The sequence below is a fragment of the Komagataeibacter diospyri genome (assembly GCF_043995075.1).
Classification (GTDB): Bacteria; Pseudomonadota; Alphaproteobacteria; order Acetobacterales; family Acetobacteraceae; genus Komagataeibacter; species Komagataeibacter diospyri.
The window spans coordinates 1,289,323-1,306,700 of the sequence record NZ_CP171836.1; the positions used below are offsets into that span (position 1 = coordinate 1,289,323).

The 17,378-nt window shown below is 60.8% G+C and carries 18 protein-coding genes; 8 read left to right on the forward strand and 10 right to left on the reverse strand.

Going from position 1 to position 17,378, the window contains the following annotated elements; translation table 11 throughout:
• Window positions 1-27: 27 nt before the first annotated feature.
• Window positions 28-936, reverse strand: coding sequence for a sulfurtransferase (locus tag ACE2AA_RS06045; RefSeq protein WP_141260288.1), 909 nt, complete (start codon window positions 934-936; stop codon window positions 28-30).
• 171 nt (window positions 937-1,107) lie between these two features.
• The gene (locus ACE2AA_RS06050) at window positions 1,108-2,511 is read right to left on the reverse strand and encodes a M20/M25/M40 family metallo-hydrolase (RefSeq protein WP_395371724.1); all 1,404 of its coding nucleotides are present in this window, start codon (window positions 2,509-2,511) and stop codon (window positions 1,108-1,110) included.
• Between the two features lie 284 nt (window positions 2,512-2,795).
• Here ACE2AA_RS06050 and ACE2AA_RS06055 point away from each other — a divergent pair, with 284 nt between their 5' ends.
• Complete coding sequence (locus ACE2AA_RS06055) at window positions 2,796-2,984, forward strand: CsbD family protein (protein ID WP_193557639.1); 189 nt, start codon at window positions 2,796-2,798, stop codon at window positions 2,982-2,984.
• Window positions 2,985-3,103: 119 nt separating this feature from the next.
• Complete coding sequence (locus ACE2AA_RS06060; protein ID WP_025438756.1) at window positions 3,104-3,343, forward strand: hypothetical protein; 240 nt, start codon at window positions 3,104-3,106, stop codon at window positions 3,341-3,343.
• 256 nt (window positions 3,344-3,599) lie between these two features.
• Here ACE2AA_RS06060 and ACE2AA_RS06065 read toward each other — a convergent pair whose 3' ends face one another.
• The gene (locus ACE2AA_RS06065; protein WP_395371726.1) at window positions 3,600-4,871 is read right to left on the reverse strand and encodes a DUF2075 domain-containing protein; all 1,272 of its coding nucleotides are present in this window, start codon (window positions 4,869-4,871) and stop codon (window positions 3,600-3,602) included.
• 163 nt (window positions 4,872-5,034) lie between these two features.
• Here ACE2AA_RS06065 and ACE2AA_RS06070 point away from each other — a divergent pair, with 163 nt between their 5' ends.
• The gene (locus tag ACE2AA_RS06070; RefSeq protein WP_141260293.1) at window positions 5,035-5,286 is read left to right on the forward strand and encodes a hypothetical protein; all 252 of its coding nucleotides are present in this window, start codon (window positions 5,035-5,037) and stop codon (window positions 5,284-5,286) included.
• 464 nt (window positions 5,287-5,750) lie between these two features.
• On the forward strand, window positions 5,751-6,422 hold the full coding sequence (locus ACE2AA_RS06075) for a PAQR family membrane homeostasis protein TrhA (protein ID WP_395371728.1): 672 nt from the start codon (window positions 5,751-5,753) through the stop codon (window positions 6,420-6,422).
• 510 nt (window positions 6,423-6,932) lie between these two features.
• Here ACE2AA_RS06075 and ACE2AA_RS06080 read toward each other — a convergent pair.
• Window positions 6,933-8,387 carry a sugar porter family MFS transporter gene (locus ACE2AA_RS06080; protein ID WP_141300299.1) on the reverse strand — a complete coding sequence of 485 codons (1,455 nt, stop codon included), beginning with the start codon at window positions 8,385-8,387 and terminating at the stop codon, window positions 6,933-6,935.
• A 205-nt stretch (window positions 8,388-8,592) separates the two neighbouring features.
• Here ACE2AA_RS06080 and ACE2AA_RS06085 point away from each other — a divergent pair, with 205 nt between their 5' ends.
• A complete protein-coding gene (locus tag ACE2AA_RS06085; protein WP_395371730.1) occupies window positions 8,593-9,921 on the forward strand; it encodes a DUF6056 family protein in 1,329 nt (442 codons plus the stop codon).
• A gap of 136 nt (window positions 9,922-10,057) precedes the next feature.
• On the opposite strand, the gene ACE2AA_RS06090 is transcribed toward ACE2AA_RS06085, so the two are convergent.
• A complete protein-coding gene (locus tag ACE2AA_RS06090) occupies window positions 10,058-10,354 on the reverse strand; it encodes a hypothetical protein (RefSeq protein ID WP_141260297.1) in 297 nt (98 codons plus the stop codon).
• A gap of 185 nt (window positions 10,355-10,539) precedes the next feature.
• Here ACE2AA_RS06090 and ACE2AA_RS06095 point away from each other — a divergent pair, with 185 nt between their 5' ends.
• Window positions 10,540-10,728, forward strand: coding sequence for a hypothetical protein (locus ACE2AA_RS06095; RefSeq protein ID WP_141260298.1), 189 nt, complete (start codon window positions 10,540-10,542; stop codon window positions 10,726-10,728).
• A 147-nt stretch (window positions 10,729-10,875) separates the two neighbouring features.
• Here ACE2AA_RS06095 and ACE2AA_RS06100 read toward each other — a convergent pair.
• From ACE2AA_RS06100 to ACE2AA_RS06120, 5 genes are all read right to left on the reverse strand, one after another.
• Window positions 10,876-11,627, reverse strand: a protein-coding gene (locus ACE2AA_RS06100; RefSeq protein WP_395372138.1) for an IS5 family transposase whose coding sequence is annotated in 2 segments (ribosomal slippage) — window positions 10,876-11,297 and window positions 11,297-11,627 — 753 coding nt in all. Because the reading frame shifts where the segments join, the coding sequence is not laid out codon by codon here.
• 158 nt (window positions 11,628-11,785) lie between these two features.
• Window positions 11,786-12,085 (reverse strand): hypothetical protein, encoded by a 300-nt coding sequence (locus ACE2AA_RS06105; RefSeq protein ID WP_395371732.1) that lies wholly within the window; start codon window positions 12,083-12,085, stop codon window positions 11,786-11,788.
• A gap of 100 nt (window positions 12,086-12,185) precedes the next feature.
• Window positions 12,186-13,220: an alcohol dehydrogenase AdhP gene (adhP, locus tag ACE2AA_RS06110; protein ID WP_141260299.1), complete on the reverse strand. Its 1,035-nt coding sequence runs from the start codon at window positions 13,218-13,220 to the stop codon at window positions 12,186-12,188.
• A 139-nt stretch (window positions 13,221-13,359) separates the two neighbouring features.
• Complete coding sequence (metC, locus tag ACE2AA_RS06115; protein WP_141260300.1) at window positions 13,360-14,619, reverse strand: cystathionine beta-lyase; 1,260 nt, start codon at window positions 14,617-14,619, stop codon at window positions 13,360-13,362.
• 11 nt (window positions 14,620-14,630) lie between these two features.
• On the reverse strand, window positions 14,631-15,479 hold the full coding sequence (locus tag ACE2AA_RS06120; RefSeq protein WP_141260301.1) for a sulfurtransferase: 849 nt from the start codon (window positions 15,477-15,479) through the stop codon (window positions 14,631-14,633).
• A 118-nt stretch (window positions 15,480-15,597) separates the two neighbouring features.
• Here ACE2AA_RS06120 and ACE2AA_RS06125 point away from each other — a divergent pair, with 118 nt between their 5' ends.
• Together ACE2AA_RS06125 and ACE2AA_RS06130 are read left to right on the forward strand one after the other, a co-directional pair.
• Window positions 15,598-16,674, forward strand: coding sequence for an AI-2E family transporter (locus ACE2AA_RS06125; RefSeq protein ID WP_141260302.1), 1,077 nt, complete (start codon window positions 15,598-15,600; stop codon window positions 16,672-16,674).
• Window positions 16,671-17,369 carry an endonuclease/exonuclease/phosphatase family protein gene (locus ACE2AA_RS06130; RefSeq protein WP_141260303.1) on the forward strand — a complete coding sequence of 233 codons (699 nt, stop codon included), beginning with the start codon at window positions 16,671-16,673 and terminating at the stop codon, window positions 17,367-17,369. Before ACE2AA_RS06125 ends, ACE2AA_RS06130 begins: the two co-directional genes overlap by 4 nt.
• Window positions 17,370-17,378 lie beyond the last annotated feature (9 nt).

Genomic DNA, 17,378 nt, shown 5'->3' on the forward strand with positions numbered 1-17,378 from the left:
TCTTTTGCCCAGCAGGACACCTTCTAGTTACGCCTGGCGTTCCCGATACGGGGCCGCAGCCTTGGGCAGACCATCTTCGATCGGCAGGGCGGGATTGCGGGACCATTCGTTCCACGAACCCATGTAAATCCGCAGGCGACTGAAACCGGCGGATGCCAGCGCGACATAGGTATTGGCCGCCCGCGCGCCCTTGAAGCAGTAAATGATGATGTCATCATCGGGCCGCAGGCCACGGCTGGCGGCAAGGGCGCGGATTTCATCGGCGCTGCGGAAGGCAGCGTGGTTGTCGGTGACTTTCATGAAGTCATACCACTCGATCCACACCGCACCGGGCATGCGTCCCTTGCGCGGGGCGAAATCGACGCCATACGGCGACGAGCTTTCACCCAGCCATTCCACCCGGTCACGATTATCCAGCAGCCTGACCGTGGGCGATCCCAGGGCCGCGCGCACATCTTCATATGTGGCCATGAGACCGGCATTGATATGCAGCGGGAATGTGGTGCGCGCGGGCGTGACGGTTTCGGTGGTCAGTGCCCCGCCACTTCTGCGCCATGCGCTCAGTCCGCCATCCAGGATACCGACGGCGGGATAACCGAGGTAACTGAGGATCCAGTAACCCCGGCATGACGCGCCATAGCGGGTGTGCAGGGCATCTTCGTAAACGATGGCGGTCTTTTTTCCATCCAGCCCGTAATCCGCGAACAGGCTGGCGAATGTCTGCTGCAGCATATGCAGCCCGTCCTGCGTGGTTTCCGCGAGATAGGTAAAGATGTCGGGCATGTTGACCGCACCCGGGATATGACCCGCGTCAAAATCCTTGCGGTCGCGCACATCGATTACGACCGCGTCGCCACTGGCAAGCAGCCTGCGCACATCATCAGGCGAATAAAGAACAGTTGTCGGCATTACGGCTTCCTGCATGGTTCGGGACATTGTCCCTGCCCTATCAGAAACACGGCAGGCCTGCATCCTGCCCCACGCAGGTTAGCCATCACCGGGGCGCAGGCGCGCATCCCTTTCCCGGGCATGACCCGCTGCAGGTGTATGGGAAAGCGTAGGGAAACGCCGCCTTTTTGAAACAAAGGCGGCGTCTGGAACATACTCTCAGTTGGACAGGTCGGGAATGATGGACAGCAGGAAGTCCACGCCCGGCGCAATGGCGGCCACCGGCGTACGTTCGTTCAGACCATGCATGAAGTTTTCCGACGGCTTGATGAACAGCGGGCTGGCTTCATAGCTGGGCACGTTATGGGCGCGGAACCACATGTTGTCCGACGCCCCCGCCTCCATGGACGGGATGACCGGCAGGCCGGGATACACGCTGTGGATCGCCTTGTTCACCGCGTCAACGAAGCCCTTATCCATCGGGGAGGCGTCGGTCGCGACCGATGACCCGACCGAAACGTCACGCACCTGCACGTTCGGGTCGGCAATCACCTTCTGCAGTTCGGCCATGATGTCAGCCTTGGAATGGCCGGGGAAGATGCGACAGTTGATGTTGGCCGTCGCCCGCTGCGGCAGGGCGTTCAGCGCATGGCCCCCGTTCACCATCGTGGCGACGCAGGTCGTCCCGATCTTGCCCACCATGGACGGGTCGGCCGACAGGGTTGCAATTGCCTTCCGGTCCGCCGGGTTGGCGGCGAACGCCTTCATCGCCGTCCCCAGCCTGCCCGGCTCCAGCTTTGCCGCCCCTTCGAAATAGGCGCGGGTAATGTCATTTTCCTCCGGCCTGAACTGGTATTTCTGGATGCGCGACAGGGCCGCCGACAGTTCGGCAATCGCGTTGTCGGCCCGGGGTTCGGACGAATGGCCACCGGGGTTGGTCACCGTCAGTTCGTAATCGGCATAGGTCTTTTCCGCCGCTGCCCAGGCAAAATATTCCGGCTTGCCGGTCTGTTCGTTCAGCACGCCGTCAGCGCCATCGACATTCAGCACCATGCCCGCATCAGACAGCTTGTCCGCCAAAGCAGCACCACTATGCATGTCCGTTTCCTCATCCCCGGAGAAAGCAAGGATGATCGTACGCTTCGGCTTATAACCCTCGCGCCGCAGTTCGATGAGGGAGGCAATCGCCAGCGTATCATCCAGCTTCATGTCCGTGGCCCCACGACCGAACAGGTAGCCGTTCTCCACCACCGGAGTGAACGGATCACGCTTCCAGTCAGCGGGTTTCGCCTCCACCACGTCCATGTGGCCCAGCACCACCAGCGGCTTGAGCGACGGGTCGGTACCATGCCACGTGGCGGTCATGTACATGGTTTTTCCCACCGGGACGATCTGAATGTCCTTTTTGGAAAAACCACCGGCCACCAGTGCCTTGCTGAACAGTTTGGCCACGTCCGCCGTCCTGTTGTCCGGCCCGGCGACCGAGCGCAGCGCGATCGCCTTTTCCGCAAGGTCCAGCGCCTGTGCATCCGCCTGCGGGTGCGGCATCACATCGGCAAGCGCCATGGGGGGAAGCAGGACCGGAAGGGCCGTAACGGCAAGCAGGGCCACGACTTTGCGCATTGATCGGGTACTTTCCAAAATTATTATTTCGATAAAATAATGACATGGAACCGTCCCGCGTGCCAGTCGTCCCCCAATGGGCACCGGACATACGATGGAGGCTGGCGCAGGCGCGAAATACGGCCATGGGCGTGGCCGGACGGGTCATGTGGCAGGCGCAACGGCAGACCCTATGCATTAATTGTCTGTCAGATATGCATTAATTGTTGCATGAACATATGCATCATGCTGTTGTCTGACATGCGCATGGCGCAGCATTCTTTCCATTGGATGAAAGGTCTGACATGGATCGTTTCAAGACGATGCTTAGCGGTCGCACCAACATGCTGCTGGGCCAACTGAAACAGGAAATCGGCTACGCCACGGGCCTGCGGCGGCTGGAGCGTCAGGGCATCGCACAGGAAATGCGGGGGTTTTCCCAGACCGCCCGCCTGCACCGCATGGCCGCCATGGAGCGGTCCGAACAGGGCTGAACGCCCCCTCCCCCATACATGATGACAAACGCATAACCGCATCGCGCGCAAGGAGGTTGCCGGGAAACCGGCAGCCCGTACGATGGCCGCATCACTCAATCCATTCAGGAATGACGGCCATGAGCAAAGACCAGATCATCGACATGCCCTTCACCACGGACGCCATGAAGGCGGCCATTGAACGGCGCATCATCCAGGCGCCCGGCCTGTCCGATTCCCAGAAGCATGACCTCAGCGTGACCCTTGCTGGTCTTGATGCTGCGAAGCTGGCCACGCTGGTTGAAACCGTGCTGGGCCATGCCATTGAATCCGGCTCTGAAATTCTGCCCTACCTGCAGCGTCTGGGCCAGCGCGGCTGACTGGCTGTTTCAGGATAAACGTTTCCGGGGTGCCGCCTTTTTCCAAAAGGCGGTGTTCCCTGAAGTTTTTTGGAAACACTTTACCAAAAACGTCTTCCTGACCTGCGCGCCGTTTCAGAACGGGCTTGCAGGCATCAAAGACCGACCGCAGGCGCAACGCCCTGACCGCCGCTTTTCCTGCCCGAAAAATGGCATGGTGCGGCCTGTCCGGCATTATGACATTCTCTACCTGATCGCCTGTCGCCACAGCCAGCAGCTATGTTACCGTCTGGTCAGCGGCGCATGCCTGCACCACCGGAGCGGCCGCGCGGGCTTTCCACAACGCCGACAGGCGGGCATGCAGCCGTGGATCACTGGCGTAGATATACAGCCCCCTGCTCCCCCGCGTCATAAGTACGTTGATGGAATTGAGGATAATGCGTTCCATCACCGCCTGCGGGTTGTCCACCCCATCCCGCCCGGTAAAGGCCGCCCTGTCCTCATACCGTGACGGATCGACCACGATCCGGTCGGTGGCGGGGTCACAGGTCACGGACGGGCCAAGGATCACACCCGCGTAATTCAGGTCGAACCCCTGAATGGTATAGACCGAACCGACCTCATCAATCGTATCGGGCCGTTCCGCCCATGGCAGGCGCGCCTGTGGCATGGCGCGGTCCCAGCGCAGGTGAAAACGCCCCTCGGTAATAAAATGATCCTGTCCGTTCAGGGTATAGGGATAATCATACGTCGCCAGCATGCGGCACAGACCATACCGGTCGTTGCGCTGCCTTATGGCTTCGTACATGGTCTGCGCGTCGTCAAAGATCCGGAAATCAAAGGGCTGCGGGGCCGGCAGGGCCAGCAGCCTGCCGTCACGCAGCGCGTGGATCCACGCCATGACATCCGCATGGGCATGCACGCGGAACTGCTGGTCCAGCCTGCGGGTCACGACCGGGTAGCCCGCCACAAGCTGGCGCAATGTGGCGTCATTCCACAGGCTCTTGAACTTCAGCACCTGACAGGCGTCGAATATGATGACCACGATATGGGCATGGCGGATGATTTCCGCCAGCTGGTTATCCTGCCGGAAACGGTTGTAGGGATCGCTGCGGGTCAGCAGCAGGTGCGCCTCATCCACCAGCACGATATCGGCCCGGCCGTCACGCACCGACATCTGGTTGATGAAGGTGGTGGGGCGTTCGAAATCCTTCTTGCGCAGGCAGGGCTGGGTTTCGGAAATATTTCGGTACAGCTTGATCATTTCCGGATGGTTGACCAGCAGCCAGTTGCGGCTGTCATGCAGCGGGTCCTGCGCGTCCCTGCCCCGCGCCGCATCCTGTATCGCGGTAAACAGGGTGTTGAGCAGCAGGCTCTTTCCCGTTCCCGCATCCCCTTCGATAATGAACAGCGCGTGGTCATCCGCCCGGTGGGCGCGGCAGAAGGCCATCACCTCCGCCTTCAGGGCCTGCTGCTGGCCCGTCAGCGCCATGGTGGGGGCAAGGCGTGCAAGCGCACTGTCGGGTGCGTGGTCAATGGGGTCTGGCATGTCTGTCCCTTCTGGTGCTCCCCTTTTATGCTGCGGGACGGCTGACCAGATATGTGAAATATGACGCAAGGGCATGTGTACCCTATTGGTTTTCCTGCCCTGCCATACGTTATATCATCCATCCACGCGCATACCGCGCATCATTCAGACAGGATTGCCCATAATGACTGACAAACCCACCGCCGCTGCACGCGAACACATGCACAAGCTGGCGGACAAGGGCCTGAAGGAACCCAAGCTGCTGACCAAGGAAGAGGTGATTTCCCTGGGCCAGCACGTCGCCAAGGAACATGGCCGCGCCACCGAGGCCGATCATGAAATCGCCAAAAAGGCCCAGCACAACCCCGAAGGCATCACGGCAACCGAAATCAAGGCCCTGTGCAACCACGTCAAGGGCGAACGCACGGCCCGCTAAGGGCCGGGACCGGGGAACATCGGATCGGGCATATGTACGCCCCCGTGTTTTCCGGTTCATTCTACTGCAACCGTTTAAAATGATGTTTTGATAAATCAAAAATTTGGAGTGCTGTCTTTTTTACAAAGGCGGCGTCTTCGCAAGTTTTTTGAAAAAAGCTTTACCAAGAAGTTTCTTATATTTTTTCAGGCAGGCTTTTAAAAGAAACACAGCAGCCGAGTGTTTCCATTATTCCCTTGCAGCATAAAGATATGCCCTGCCTGCACCACCTTTTTGCAGGATACGGATCGGCACTCCATCATGTGACGTGAACTGTATGATCCGTAGACAACCGGATGGGCAGGTAACGGACCCAGCCTGCGGGACAATTCACGCAGGCATGATCTTTTTTGCATATATGGAAACAGACTTATTCATTATATGGGACCGGACCTGCGGAAAAATAAGGAGTATTTTCCGCTGCCATGAATACCCGCACACGTTTTCCCATCTATTCCCTGTCCGAACGGGCGGCCGACCTGCTGGTGCATGTCATTGGCGTGGTGGGATTGGGGTATGGCGTGCTGTGGCTGGTACATACCGCCATGGTGTCCCACTCGGGGCTGGAGTCCGGGGTAACGCTGCTGTACTGCGGGGCAATACTGGGCACGTGCCTGTCCTCGGCCGCCTATAATTTCTGCCCGTCATGCTGGCTCAAGGGCGGGTTGCAACGTGTTGACCAGTCCGTAATCTTTGTCGCCATTGCCGCAACCTACACCCCTTTCATCCTTCTGGGTGGGCATGGCCGGGGCAGTCTGTGGTTCTGCGCCCTGTTGTGGGCCATGGCCGGAACGGGCGTACTGGCCAAGATGTGTTTCTTCACGTGGTCACGCCGCTTTCACGTCGTGCCCTATCTGTGTGTTGCGTGGGTTTTCTTCCTGTGTCCCGACCCGCTGGTGTGGACGCTGCCGACACCTGTCTTTTTCCTGATCGTGCTGGGACTGATGTTCTTCTGTATCGGCGTTGTATTCTACATGCGTGAAAACATGCCGTTTTCCAATGCGCTGTGGCATGTGATGGTCGTACTGGGCGCTGGCACGCACATGGCCGCCATGGGGGCCATGCTGCTGCATTACAGCCGGGGACCGATGCAATGAAGGCAATCAGGATTATGGCGGAATATTACCGCTTCCCATCATGGGATATGACACAGGGAGAATAAGACGACATGGATCCCGGTCCCTTGCCTCCATCTGATGATCTGAAAAGAAGACTGTCTGACCAGGCACATGAATATGGATGATCCGAAAATATCCGGTTTCAAAAATCTGAAAGATGAAGAGCGATTCAGGAATACAGGAACCGCCATTACGGAAAAATGCGGGCAGATCTGGGACCTTAATATTCAATTACCTTTAGATACTAAATTAAATTACAATAATACATTTTCCTTACTCATACACATCAAGTGAAAAAAGAAAATTCCTGCCTTGTGTTCTTCATTCTGTTCCAACAGGATGTAATGAACAGGCATATTCACATGATAATGCGACTGACATGACGGCAGGATCGCCCCGACAACCATACCGCATGCCGTTGCATCCAGATCATGATTGAAACAGGATGCCCCAGGCCACGGCAACGGGTTACGCCCCTGCCAATCAGACCTAACGCCCGATTTCACGCAGTGGTCGACCGGCCTCCAGATGCTGTTCGATCACGTCCAGCGGCACATCACGGGTTTCGGGCACCAGTGCCAGCGTAAACAGCACGAACACCACGTTCATCACGCTGAACCCGGCAAAGGTCCAGCCTGCCCCGGCCACTGACACAATACTGAGAAACGTGTTGCTGACCGCCCAGTCCATGCCCCAGTTGGCCAGCGTGGAGCAGGCAACGCCAAAATCCCGTCCCTCGATCGGCTGGATTTCCGAACACAGGGTCCACACCAGCGGCCCGGCCCCCATGCCAAACCCCGCCACGAATACCAGCAACGCCGCCATCAGCGCCAGTACCGCGCCAGGCCCCTGCAGGTGCATCCCCTCGATCACGCCAGCGGCAGCCAGCGCCACCGCCATGATGACACAGCTTGTCACCAGCAGCGGCCTGCGCCCCCAGCGCGAGACCATGAAGATGGCCAGCACGCCTACCACCGCATTGACAGCACCGACCATGACCGTAGCCCATGCGGCGGCGGAGGTGCCGAAATGCGCGCCCTCCAGTATCTTGGGCGCGTAATACATCACCACATTGATGCCGGTCAGCTGCTGCATGATCTGCAACCCGATGCCAAGGGCGACGGAACGGCGGAAAAACGGTTTGGTGCGCAGCAGGGCAAAGCCGCCCGCCGGCTTGCCCGCGCCCAGTTCGCGACGGATGTTGTCCAGTTCCCGGTCCGCCGTCGCTTCATCCCCACGCAGGCTGCGCAGGACCTTGCGGGCTTCCCCAAACCTGCCTTTTGCCGCAAGCCATGACGGACTGGATGGCAGGAACGCGCACCCCATGAACAGCAGTGCCGCCGGAATGACCGGCAACCCCACCATCAGCCGCCAGTGCCCCCCACCCGACAGGATGCCGCCAGCCAGATATCCCAGCAGGATTCCCGCCGACTGCAGCATGGAAAAGGTGGTCACCATGGTGCCGCGCATGCGTCCCGTCGTCAGTTCGGAAATATACAGCGGCGCAGTAAAGGTGCAGATGCCAATGGCCGTCCCGATCAGGAACCGCCCCAGCAGGATCTGCCCGATCAGGCCCGCCGTGGCACATAACAGCGCCCCCAGCCCGATCAGCAGCGTGGCCGTACCCAGCGCCAGCCTGCGGCCGAAGCGGCTGGAAAACACCCCCGCACCACCCGATCCCAGCAGCGCACCCACCATCAGAACCGATACCACCCATTCCTGCGCCCGGGCAGAAGCATGGAAATCACGACCGATGAAGCCCAGTGCTTCCGCGATCAGCCCGGTATCCAGTCCCACCAGCAACCCCGCACATGCCGTGGTCAGGGCCGCGCGTGCCGCCCCCCCGCCAGCACCGGAGGATGGTGGCGGAGACCCGGCAGTGGCCGGGGTGACGGGTACCGCGCCATGCGGGGAGGCGACGGATTGATCGGCAGGCTGTAACACGTGGCTCTATCCCCTGATCTCCGGCATGATCGTAATTGACGGGGCCGGTCAGGCTGGATTCATAGGCGATGCGGCAGCACCGATCCATGATACAACCCCAGTCACGGATCAATTGCACGAACGGCCCGGGGTCAGAGCATATCGTTTTTCCGTAAGACCCCCACCGTCATGACGGAACCCCGGACCGGCAGAGGCCCAGTATCGAATGAAACCACCCGCAAGCATCTTCCCCCGTCCCGAACCCGGCGCACGGGTGGGGCTGGCGCTGTGCCTTGTCTTCCTGCTGTGGGCCAACTGGGTCACGCCGCTATGGGCGGATGATTACTGCCGCACCATGCCCTTCAACCCCGCCACCATCATGCGCATTGTATGGGGCAATTACAATTTCTGGACGGGGCGGTGGTTCACCACGCTGGTGACCTTTTTCGTGCTGGACCTGCGGCCCTATGGCTCACTCGTGGCCTTCGCAGTGGTGAATGCGGCCATATTCACCTTTCTGGTGCATGTGGTGGTGCATATGTGCCGCGCGGTGGCGGGGCAGCCCGCCCCTGTCCACTGGCGAGACGGGATGGTGCAGTACCTGCTGGTGTTCCTCATGCTGTGGTGGCTGCCCCGCACCATTGGCGAGGTCGCGTTATGGAAAACCGGGGCCATCGGCTACCTGTGGCCCGTGGCGGGAGAGATGTGGCTGCTGGCGCGCATCGTATCACGCCGCACCGACATGAACATGGCGCAGCATGTTACCGTTTTCCTGATCGCCACGTTCCTTGAACCACTTTCGCTGCTGCTGACGCTGGTACTGCTCGGATATGTCTTGCATGCATGGAAACGCGGACAGCGCGCGCCATGGGCGCTGCTGTGCAGCCATGGCGCAGGCACGCTGGTACTGGGAATCGCGCCGGGCAACTACGTGCGCATGCGTACCATGGTTCCCAGCCCGGTCATCGACCGGCTGGATGGACTGCTGGGCAATCTTGGCAGCCTGTTTGACCCGTTCTGGGTGCCTTTTGTGATGATGATCGGCATTGGCCTGTTTCTGGGCCGACGGCATCTGTCTTTTCCCGCCTGCCTGCGCGCGGGGCACGGGATATGGTTTGTCGGACTGTCGCTGGCCTACATGGCGCTGCTGCTCATGTTCCCGCGCGAAGCACTGGCCGCGCGGGTGTCCTTTCCCGCCAGCGTGCTGCTGGTGAGCTACCTGACCTGCCTGCTGTTTACCTGCCCTGTCGGGCGCGGCTTCAGCGCGGTCGTGGCGCTGGGCTGTGCCGGACTGGTTGTCATGCATATGGTAATCGTGGTGCCGGATCTTACGCAACTGGCCCGCATAAGCCGCGACCAGGTGGCCAGCACGCGCGAACAGGTCGCCCGTGACCAGCCGGTTATCCTGCCCCGGGTCACGATGGGGCCACGGCACAAGCTGCTTTATGTGCGCAAGGACATCATTTTCGTAGGTATAAACCCCGACCCGCACAACATGCTGACCATGTGTTTCGCACGCGCCATGGGGGCATCTTCCGTCAGGTCCGTGCCCTGACGGAAGGCTTTCTGAAAGTAACCGGACAGTAAAAAGTAATAAAAGTTTCTGGGAGCCGACTTTCTTCAAAAAGTCGGCGCCTCCTAAAGCTTTCTGAAAAAAGCTTTACCAAAAACTTCTTCTTTCAACCGGTCTTTTACTGGCCACTGTTATTGGGCGGCGGCGCAGACTGCGATGCCCCTTCAGGCGGGCCATTCTCGGGCTGCTGCTGCTGGTTTTCACGCGCTTCCTTGCGCGCGTGATGGCGTCGCACCATGCCAGCGGCACACCCGGCCGCCGCCCCGCCCTTGCCATGGCCACTGCCAACGAAATGGCCCGCCACCCCACCGGCGACGGCCCCCTTGACGCAGCCCCCCGGTTCCGCCCCGGCCGTAAGTGGCAGGGCAAGGATTGTCGTGGTGGCAAGGGCCAGAACGGTACGCCTGAAAAACATATCTTATCCCATACAGGTTGGTGTTCAGTCCGTTCAACGATATGGCACGGTGCGGGTTCCCCCCCGTTTCATTCCCGTGCGGTTTCAAGGGGTAGCAGGGACCGGCAGTCATGCAGGCGCAACGGTTGCCAGCTACCGTCCCGTATTTCATCCTCTGTCCATCAACCCAACGGGAGAATACGACCATGGCCAAAGAACCGACAGACGTCATCCACGCCGCCCTGATCCATGCCGCCGCAACCCTGACGGCCGCAAAGAAGGAAGTGATGGAAAAGGCGTCCCCTGACGAGGTGAAGAAGCATTTCAAGACTTTCCTTCACACGCTGGAAGCAGGCTGGCGCGAACATGAAGCGGGCGATCACCACCATTCCTGATCGCTTGGCGTGATATAAAAAAAGGGGGGCGATGCCGAATGGCGTCGCCCCCCTTTTTTATATCCTTCCCGGACGGGATGGGACGGTAGTCATACACGCCCAGATATCCTTCGACCCGACCGGCAAGATATAAGGGCCTGTTGGGAATTATCTTGAATTAATGATTGCGCCAACGAGATAGATCATGGCTTCGAATGATCTGTCTGTTTTTTCGCTGCGCATGGCGATGCGCTTGAACTCCTTGAGCTTGCAGAAGAAGTTCTCAATGAGATGGCGTGCTTTGAACAGGGCCCCATCGAACGGGCGTCTGTCGAGGCGGTTTTTGCGCTGGGGGATGGCCACGCAGGCCCCTTGCGCGCGTATGGCGTCCACGATCCAGTGGACATCGAAAGCCTTGTCAGCAAGAATTCCTTTAAAATCAGCTGGTTCGAGAAGAGGCGCAACGCCGACCGTATCGTAATGCTGGCCGGGGATAAGCGTGAAGCGGACCAGATTACCCAAGGCGTCGGTCATGGCGATGATCTTCGTTGACCACCCCGTTACACTCCGCCCTATCGCCTGGCTTCGGGTCCCCCTTTTGCGCCTTGGCCGTGGCGGTGAACCCGGACCACCGTACCGTCAATCATCGCGTATTCCATATCGGCATCGTCAGAGACAGCGTCAAAAAGCCGTTTGAAAACACCGGCTTTCATCCAGTCACTGTAGCGCGAATAAACCGAGTTCCAATGTCCGAAATACGTCGGCAGGTCCCGCCACGGACTACCGGTCCGGGCGATCCACAGGACCGCCTCGATGAAGAGGCGGTTATCCTTCCCGCTGCGTCCCTGATCCGTCTTCTTGCCAAGGCACAGCGGTTCCATTTTCGCCCATTGGGCATCCGTCAGTATGAAGCGATCCATATGGTCTTTGAAACACATCATGGCCCTTTAGAAAACTCAATTCCCAACAGCCCCAAGAAAGTTTTGGGAAAAGCTTTTTTTCAAAAAGCCCGAAGGAACGCCGCCTTTAAAAAAGACGACATCCAAAAACTTCCATGACTTTCCTTTAAATAACCCGCTTAGCGATGCCCGGTGAAGAACTGGCTCATATCGCCCTTGGTCTTGTGGCCCCAGTTATCCAGCTTCTTGCCGGTCCGGTCGCCCCAGTCCTTGGCGCTGTCGGTCTTCTCGGCGGCCTTTTCGTGCGCTTCATGGGCCTTTTCACGGGTCTCCGCACTGGTTTCATGTGACTTGAGACGTACCTCACATTCCGCATGATCCGTTACACCGTCGCAGGCATCCGCCAGTGCCGGGGTCAGGGTTGCGACATTCAGTCCGGTTGCGCACAGCCCTGCCAGAATCAGCGTTTTTTTCATCATAATCCTACCCGTCCTAAATGTTTTCGAATACGGGCGTGGACGCACCGGTGCGTCCACGCCGTGTCTGTATCCCAAACGCACCCGACAACGCGAAGTTGCCTTACGCTCCGTTACGGAAGTCCAGAACGACGCGCCCTTCCACGCGGCCATGCTCCAGATTGTCGAAAATGGTGTTGATGTTTTCCAGCTTGTCGGGGCTGACCACCGTCGTGACCTTGCCATCGGTGAAAAAGGACATGGCTTCGATCATGTCCAGCCGCGTGCCCACAATCGACCCGCGTACGGTCGTGCCGTTCATGACCATGTCAAAGATCGACAGCGGGAAGTCCCCGGGCGGCAGGCCATTCAGCACCACCGTGCCGCCACGACGCGCATAACCGACGGCCTGACTGAACGCCTTGTCCGACACGGCGGTGACCAGCACGCCGTGCGTGCCACCCGTCTGTTCACGGATATAGGCGACCGGGTCCTGCTTCAGCGCGTTGACGGTCACGCGCGCGCCCAGCTTGCGCGCTTCTTCCAGCTTTTCATCGCTGATATCCACCGCCGCCACATTCAGGCCCATGGCCACGGCGTACTGGATGGCCATCTGCCCCAGACCACCCGCGCCGGAAATGGCGACCCATTCCCCGGCCCGGGTATCAGTCATCTTCAGGCCCTTGTATACCGTCAGCCCTGCACACAGCACGGGTGCTGTCTTGATCGGGTCGATATCTTTCGGCAGGTGGGCAACGTAATTGGGGTCGGCCACCACGTATTCGGCAAAGCAGCCATTGACGGAATAGCCGGTGTCTTCCTGCTTTTCACACAGGGTTTCCCACCCGCCCAGACAGTGTTCGCAATGCCCGCAGGCCGAATACAGCCACGGCACGCCCACCACGTCACCGGTCTTGATCCAGTTGACGTTGCTGCCGACCTCAACCACGTGGCCGATGCCTTCATGCCCCGGAATGAACGGGGGCCTGGGCTTGGTGGGCCAGTCGCCACGGGCGGCATGCAGGTCGGTATGGCAGACGCCGCAGGCATCGACCTTGACCAGGATCTGGTTGGAGTTGATCTGCGGAATGTCCAGTTCCTCGATCGTCAGCGGCTTGCCGAATTCCCGTACAACCGCAGCCTTCATCTTTCCAGCCATCTTGCACCTTCTGTTCCGATGTCATGGCCCCGGCCATGGAGCCACCGTTACCTGCGCCACCCGCCCGGCCAGCATGGCCGGACGGGGGCATGTATGGGGCCAGTGTTTCACCCCCGCCCTGTCGCAGCCTTGATCTACGTCAGCCTGTCCCCCGCCCTGCGCGGGCGGCAGACATGCCATCCAGACCACGCGCCAGATCAGCCACCAGCAGCCCGCCCGCTTCCAGCCCGATATGCAGCCGGCAGGCCGGTCCTTCAGCCGTAACCGACCGGCATGAACGTGAAATCCCGCCCGTGGTCGGCAGCACAAGGCTTTCGTACCCGCCCCATGACGCGCCAATACCGAAATGCTGCAGGCCGTCGATCATGGCAGTCATGTCGGCGGACGTGAAACCGGCATCAAACACCACGCTGAACAGCGAGGACGCGCCGTTGAAATCCCGCGCCCAGAATTCATGCCCCGGGCATGACGGCAGCGCGGGATGCAGCACGCGCCGCACTTCGGGCCTGGACTGCAGCCACAGCGCCACCGCCAGCGCCGTGGCCGCCTGGCGTTCCTGCCGTGCCCCCATGGTGCGCAGGCCGCGCAGGGTCAGCCAGCAGTCATCCGGCCCCGCCGTCTGGCCTGCCTGTATCGCGGTGTCGCGCAGTGGCCGCCAGTCCGCATCCGACGCCACCGTGACCGCGCCGATGATGGTGTCGGAATGACCAGCCGCATATTTGGTCAGCGCCTGCACCGATACATGCGCCCCGTGCGCAAACGGGTTGAACAGGCCGATGCCCCATGTGTTGTCCACCACCAGCCGCGCGCCGATGCTGGCGGCAAGACGGCCCAGCATCGGCACATCCTGCACCTCGAACGAATGGCTGCCGGGGCTTTCGGCAAAGATCAGGCGGGTACCGGGCTGCACCAGCGCCCGCAGGTCCGCTTCGGTCGCCATGGGGGGGAAATAGGTGATCTCCACCCCGAAACGCCGCAGCACCCTGTCGGCAAAGCGCCGGGTGGGACCATAGACGGAATCGGACAGCAGGCAGTGATCTCCCCCCGCCAGATACGCCAGCAGCGGCAGCGTGCAGGCCGCAAGCCCCGATGGCACGATCTGCGCATGGGTTCCGCCCTCGATTTCGGCAATGACCGCTTCCAGCCGGTGCTGGATGGGGGTCCCCATGGCGCCGTATATCAGTTCCGGCCCGTAGCGGCCGTGACCGGCGCGGTCCATGGCCTCCAGGCTGGAAAACAGCACGGTCGATCCGCGCTCGGCTGCGGGATTGACGAATACGCCCCTGTCGCCTTCGGGCGTATCGCGCCCAAGCTGGACCAGCCGCGTGGACATGTCGCGCCAGCCGCGCACGACACGTTCAAGCAGGTCAGGCGGCACCAGCATCATGGGATCGGTCATCTCGTCCGCCCTTACGCGCCGCACACGATGGGCGAATCAGGCGTGGACGCCCATTCCGCCCATGACCCGTCATAAACCGCAGGCTCCCCCGCGCCCGCCCCGATGCTGACCAGCGCGAGAGCGATCATGCACGCGGTCATGCCGCTGCCGCATGAACAGGTGACGGCGGTGGTGTCAGCAACCCCAAGACCCGCGAATTTCCCCTTCAGCGTATCAGCCGGCAGGAAGCGGCCATTATCATCCAGCAGTTCGGTATAGGGCAGGCTGCGGGCACCAGGCATGTGGCCTGATTCGATCCCGGCGCGGGGTTCGGGGTCCCGGCCTTCGAACCGGCCCCGGCTGCGCGCATCCAGGATCAGCCCCGGCAGGCGGCCGTGCACGATATCCAGCACGTCACCCGTGCCGTGCAGCCGGTCATAGCGCGGGCGGCTGACAAAGGGGGCGGGGGCGGCAAGGTCCGGCCCGCTTTCCAGCGGCAGGCCGGCACTTTTCCATGCGGTCAGTCCACCTTCGAGCACCTGCACCTGTTCATGGCCGAACAGGCGGGTCAGCCACCATGCACGCGCCGCACACGCCATGCCGTCCTGATCATAGAACACGATGCGTTTCGTGTTGGCCATGCCGCGTTCGGTCGCAAGCCGGGCAAAGCGCGCCTGACCGGGGATGGTGTGCGGCAGCGGGGAATCCGGGTCAGAGAACGTGTCGATGTCAAAGCGCACTGCACCGGCGATATGGGCGTTGGCAAAACGCTGCTGCGGATCAAAGGTCTGCCCCGGCAACGCCATGGAGGCATCAAGCACAAGGATATCGCCGTGTTGGATGGCCTGTGCCAGATCACTGGCTGAAATCAGCGGATGCATACCTTCTCCCGGTGTTTAGGAATTGCGTGTTGCACAATAAGGTGCAGCATACGGCATGGGAACGAAAGTCCTGAACATTTGTCTTTCGTTTAATGGCAGGAGGGGATACGCCACCGCTATGGTCGAACGTATCATGATGGGACTGATGCTGGGGGGGATCGCATTCGGCTGCGTCCTGATCCTGTATCCGTTCATGACCGCACTGCTGTGGGCTGCGATCCTGACCTTTTCCACATGGCCGGTGTTCATGCGGCTGCGGCGTCACATGTCGCTGCTGCCCGCGGCCCTGATCATGACGGTACTGTGCGCGCTGGTGCTGGTGGTGCCACTGGCCGCCGTGGTGTCCAGCAGCATTGCCGATGTCCCGGCGACACTGCAGTACATCGTTGACACGGTGGGCACGCTGCACCTGCCGCCACTGCCCGCGCGTATTGCGCATATTCCGCATTTCGGTCCTGAAATAGTTGAAAAATGGCAGAAATGGTCGGTTGATATCGGCAGCATAGACCAGGTCGTGCGCCCCTATGCCGGGCGTATCGGGCAATCCATCCTCAGCGCCATGATGCAGCTGGCCAGCGGGCTGGCGCACCTGGCCATGGCGCTGTTCATTTCCTTCTTCTTCTGGCTGGGTGGCGACGCGCTGGGCGATACCTTCGTTGCCGTGGTGCGGCGGATCGCAGGCGTTTATGCCGACCGGATCCTGCGCATCGTGGGACGGACCATACGCGGCACGGTGTACGGCATCCTTGGCACCGCCATCATACAGGGCATCCTGACCAGCATCGGCTTTGCCATCGCGGGTATTTCCAGCCCCGTGCTGCTGGGGGCGGTCACCGCCTTTGTCGCGGTGCTGCCCATCGGCGCGCCGCTGATCTGGATCCCCGCCGCCGTGTTCCTGCTGCTGACCCACCATCCGGGCTGGGGCATTTTCCTGCTGCTGTATGGCACGATCATCGTATCGGGAGCGGACCACATCATCAGGCCCATGTTCATCGCACGCGGGGCGCAGATGCCCTACCTGCTGACCGTGCTGGGCGTGCTGGGTGGCGTGCTGACATTCGGGGGACTGGGCATTTTCCTTGGTCCTGTCCTGATTGGCGTGGGCTATACCCTGACTGCCGAATTCGCTGCCGGTGACCCCCGGTCCAAAGACCCCATTCCTGATGAGATACGCGAGCCGTTTATCGAACCATGACCCTAGCGCGCCCCTACCTTCGCCTGCCGTCCATCCAGCCCCGCCATGGCACGCCGCCGCAGATGGACCTGACCCCGCCCGATCGTGAGGGCGAGGCGATCAAGATCGTCAGCTGGAACCTGCTGCGCCGCATCGGGGCGACGGTGCGCGACGTGATCGACCTGATCCGCACCGAGCGGCCTGACCTTATGCTGATGCAGGAAGCGACGGTGGAAATCGACACCCTGCCCACCCTGATCGGCGGACATTACGCACGTTCCCCCCTGCCCGGCCGCATACACGGGCTGGCATGCTGGAGCCCGTGGCCCTACCGCCGCCAGCCGCTGACCTGCACCCTGCCCGCGGGCACGCTGATCCGCCGGGTGGCGCAGATCGTGGATTGCGGGCCGGTTACGGTGGCCAATGTCCACCTGTCGCACGGGCAGCTGCTCAACCGCCGGCAGTTGCGCCGCGTCGTGCAGATCCTGCCGCATCAGGCTGCCATCCTGGGGGATTTCAACCAGGTCGGTCCCGCCCTGATCCGGCATTTCCGTGACGTGGGGCCACGCGAGCCCACGCACCGCATGGCCGACATGCTGCCCATCCGGCTGGACCGCTGCCTTGTGCGCGGCCTGACCTGTGTCGAGCGCCACGTGATCGAGAATTACGCATCCGACCACCGCCCCATTTCCGTCCTGCTCAAACCCACGCGCTGACCGCGGCGT

What these genes read in the sequence shown, in the direction of transcription:
- ACE2AA_RS06045 (WP_141260288.1), bottom strand. Translation starts at nt 936, where the DNA reads ATGTCCCGAACCATGCAGGAAGCCGTAATGCCGACAACTGTTCTTTAT.
- ACE2AA_RS06050 (WP_395371724.1), bottom strand. Translation starts at nt 2,511, where the DNA reads ATGCGCAAAGTCGTGGCCCTGCTTGCCGTTACGGCCCTTCCGGTCCTG.
- ACE2AA_RS06055 (WP_193557639.1), top strand. Translation starts at nt 2,796, where the DNA reads ATGGATCGTTTCAAGACGATGCTTAGCGGTCGCACCAACATGCTGCTG.
- ACE2AA_RS06060 (WP_025438756.1), top strand. Translation starts at nt 3,104, where the DNA reads ATGAGCAAAGACCAGATCATCGACATGCCCTTCACCACGGACGCCATG.
- ACE2AA_RS06065 (WP_395371726.1), bottom strand. Translation starts at nt 4,871, where the DNA reads ATGCCAGACCCCATTGACCACGCACCCGACAGTGCGCTTGCACGCCTT.
- ACE2AA_RS06070 (WP_141260293.1), top strand. Translation starts at nt 5,035, where the DNA reads ATGACTGACAAACCCACCGCCGCTGCACGCGAACACATGCACAAGCTG.
- ACE2AA_RS06075 (WP_395371728.1), top strand. Translation starts at nt 5,751, where the DNA reads ATGAATACCCGCACACGTTTTCCCATCTATTCCCTGTCCGAACGGGCG.
- ACE2AA_RS06085 (WP_395371730.1), top strand. Translation starts at nt 8,593, where the DNA reads ATGAAACCACCCGCAAGCATCTTCCCCCGTCCCGAACCCGGCGCACGG.
- ACE2AA_RS06090 (WP_141260297.1), bottom strand. Translation starts at nt 10,354, where the DNA reads ATGTTTTTCAGGCGTACCGTTCTGGCCCTTGCCACCACGACAATCCTT.
- ACE2AA_RS06095 (WP_141260298.1), top strand. Translation starts at nt 10,540, where the DNA reads ATGGCCAAAGAACCGACAGACGTCATCCACGCCGCCCTGATCCATGCC.
- ACE2AA_RS06105 (WP_395371732.1), bottom strand. Translation starts at nt 12,085, where the DNA reads ATGATGAAAAAAACGCTGATTCTGGCAGGGCTGTGCGCAACCGGACTG.
- adhP (WP_141260299.1), bottom strand. Translation starts at nt 13,220, where the DNA reads ATGGCTGGAAAGATGAAGGCTGCGGTTGTACGGGAATTCGGCAAGCCG.
- metC (WP_141260300.1), bottom strand. Translation starts at nt 14,619, where the DNA reads ATGACCGATCCCATGATGCTGGTGCCGCCTGACCTGCTTGAACGTGTC.
- ACE2AA_RS06120 (WP_141260301.1), bottom strand. Translation starts at nt 15,479, where the DNA reads ATGCATCCGCTGATTTCAGCCAGTGATCTGGCACAGGCCATCCAACAC.
- ACE2AA_RS06125 (WP_141260302.1), top strand. Translation starts at nt 15,598, where the DNA reads ATGGTCGAACGTATCATGATGGGACTGATGCTGGGGGGGATCGCATTC.
- ACE2AA_RS06130 (WP_141260303.1), top strand. Translation starts at nt 16,671, where the DNA reads ATGACCCTAGCGCGCCCCTACCTTCGCCTGCCGTCCATCCAGCCCCGC.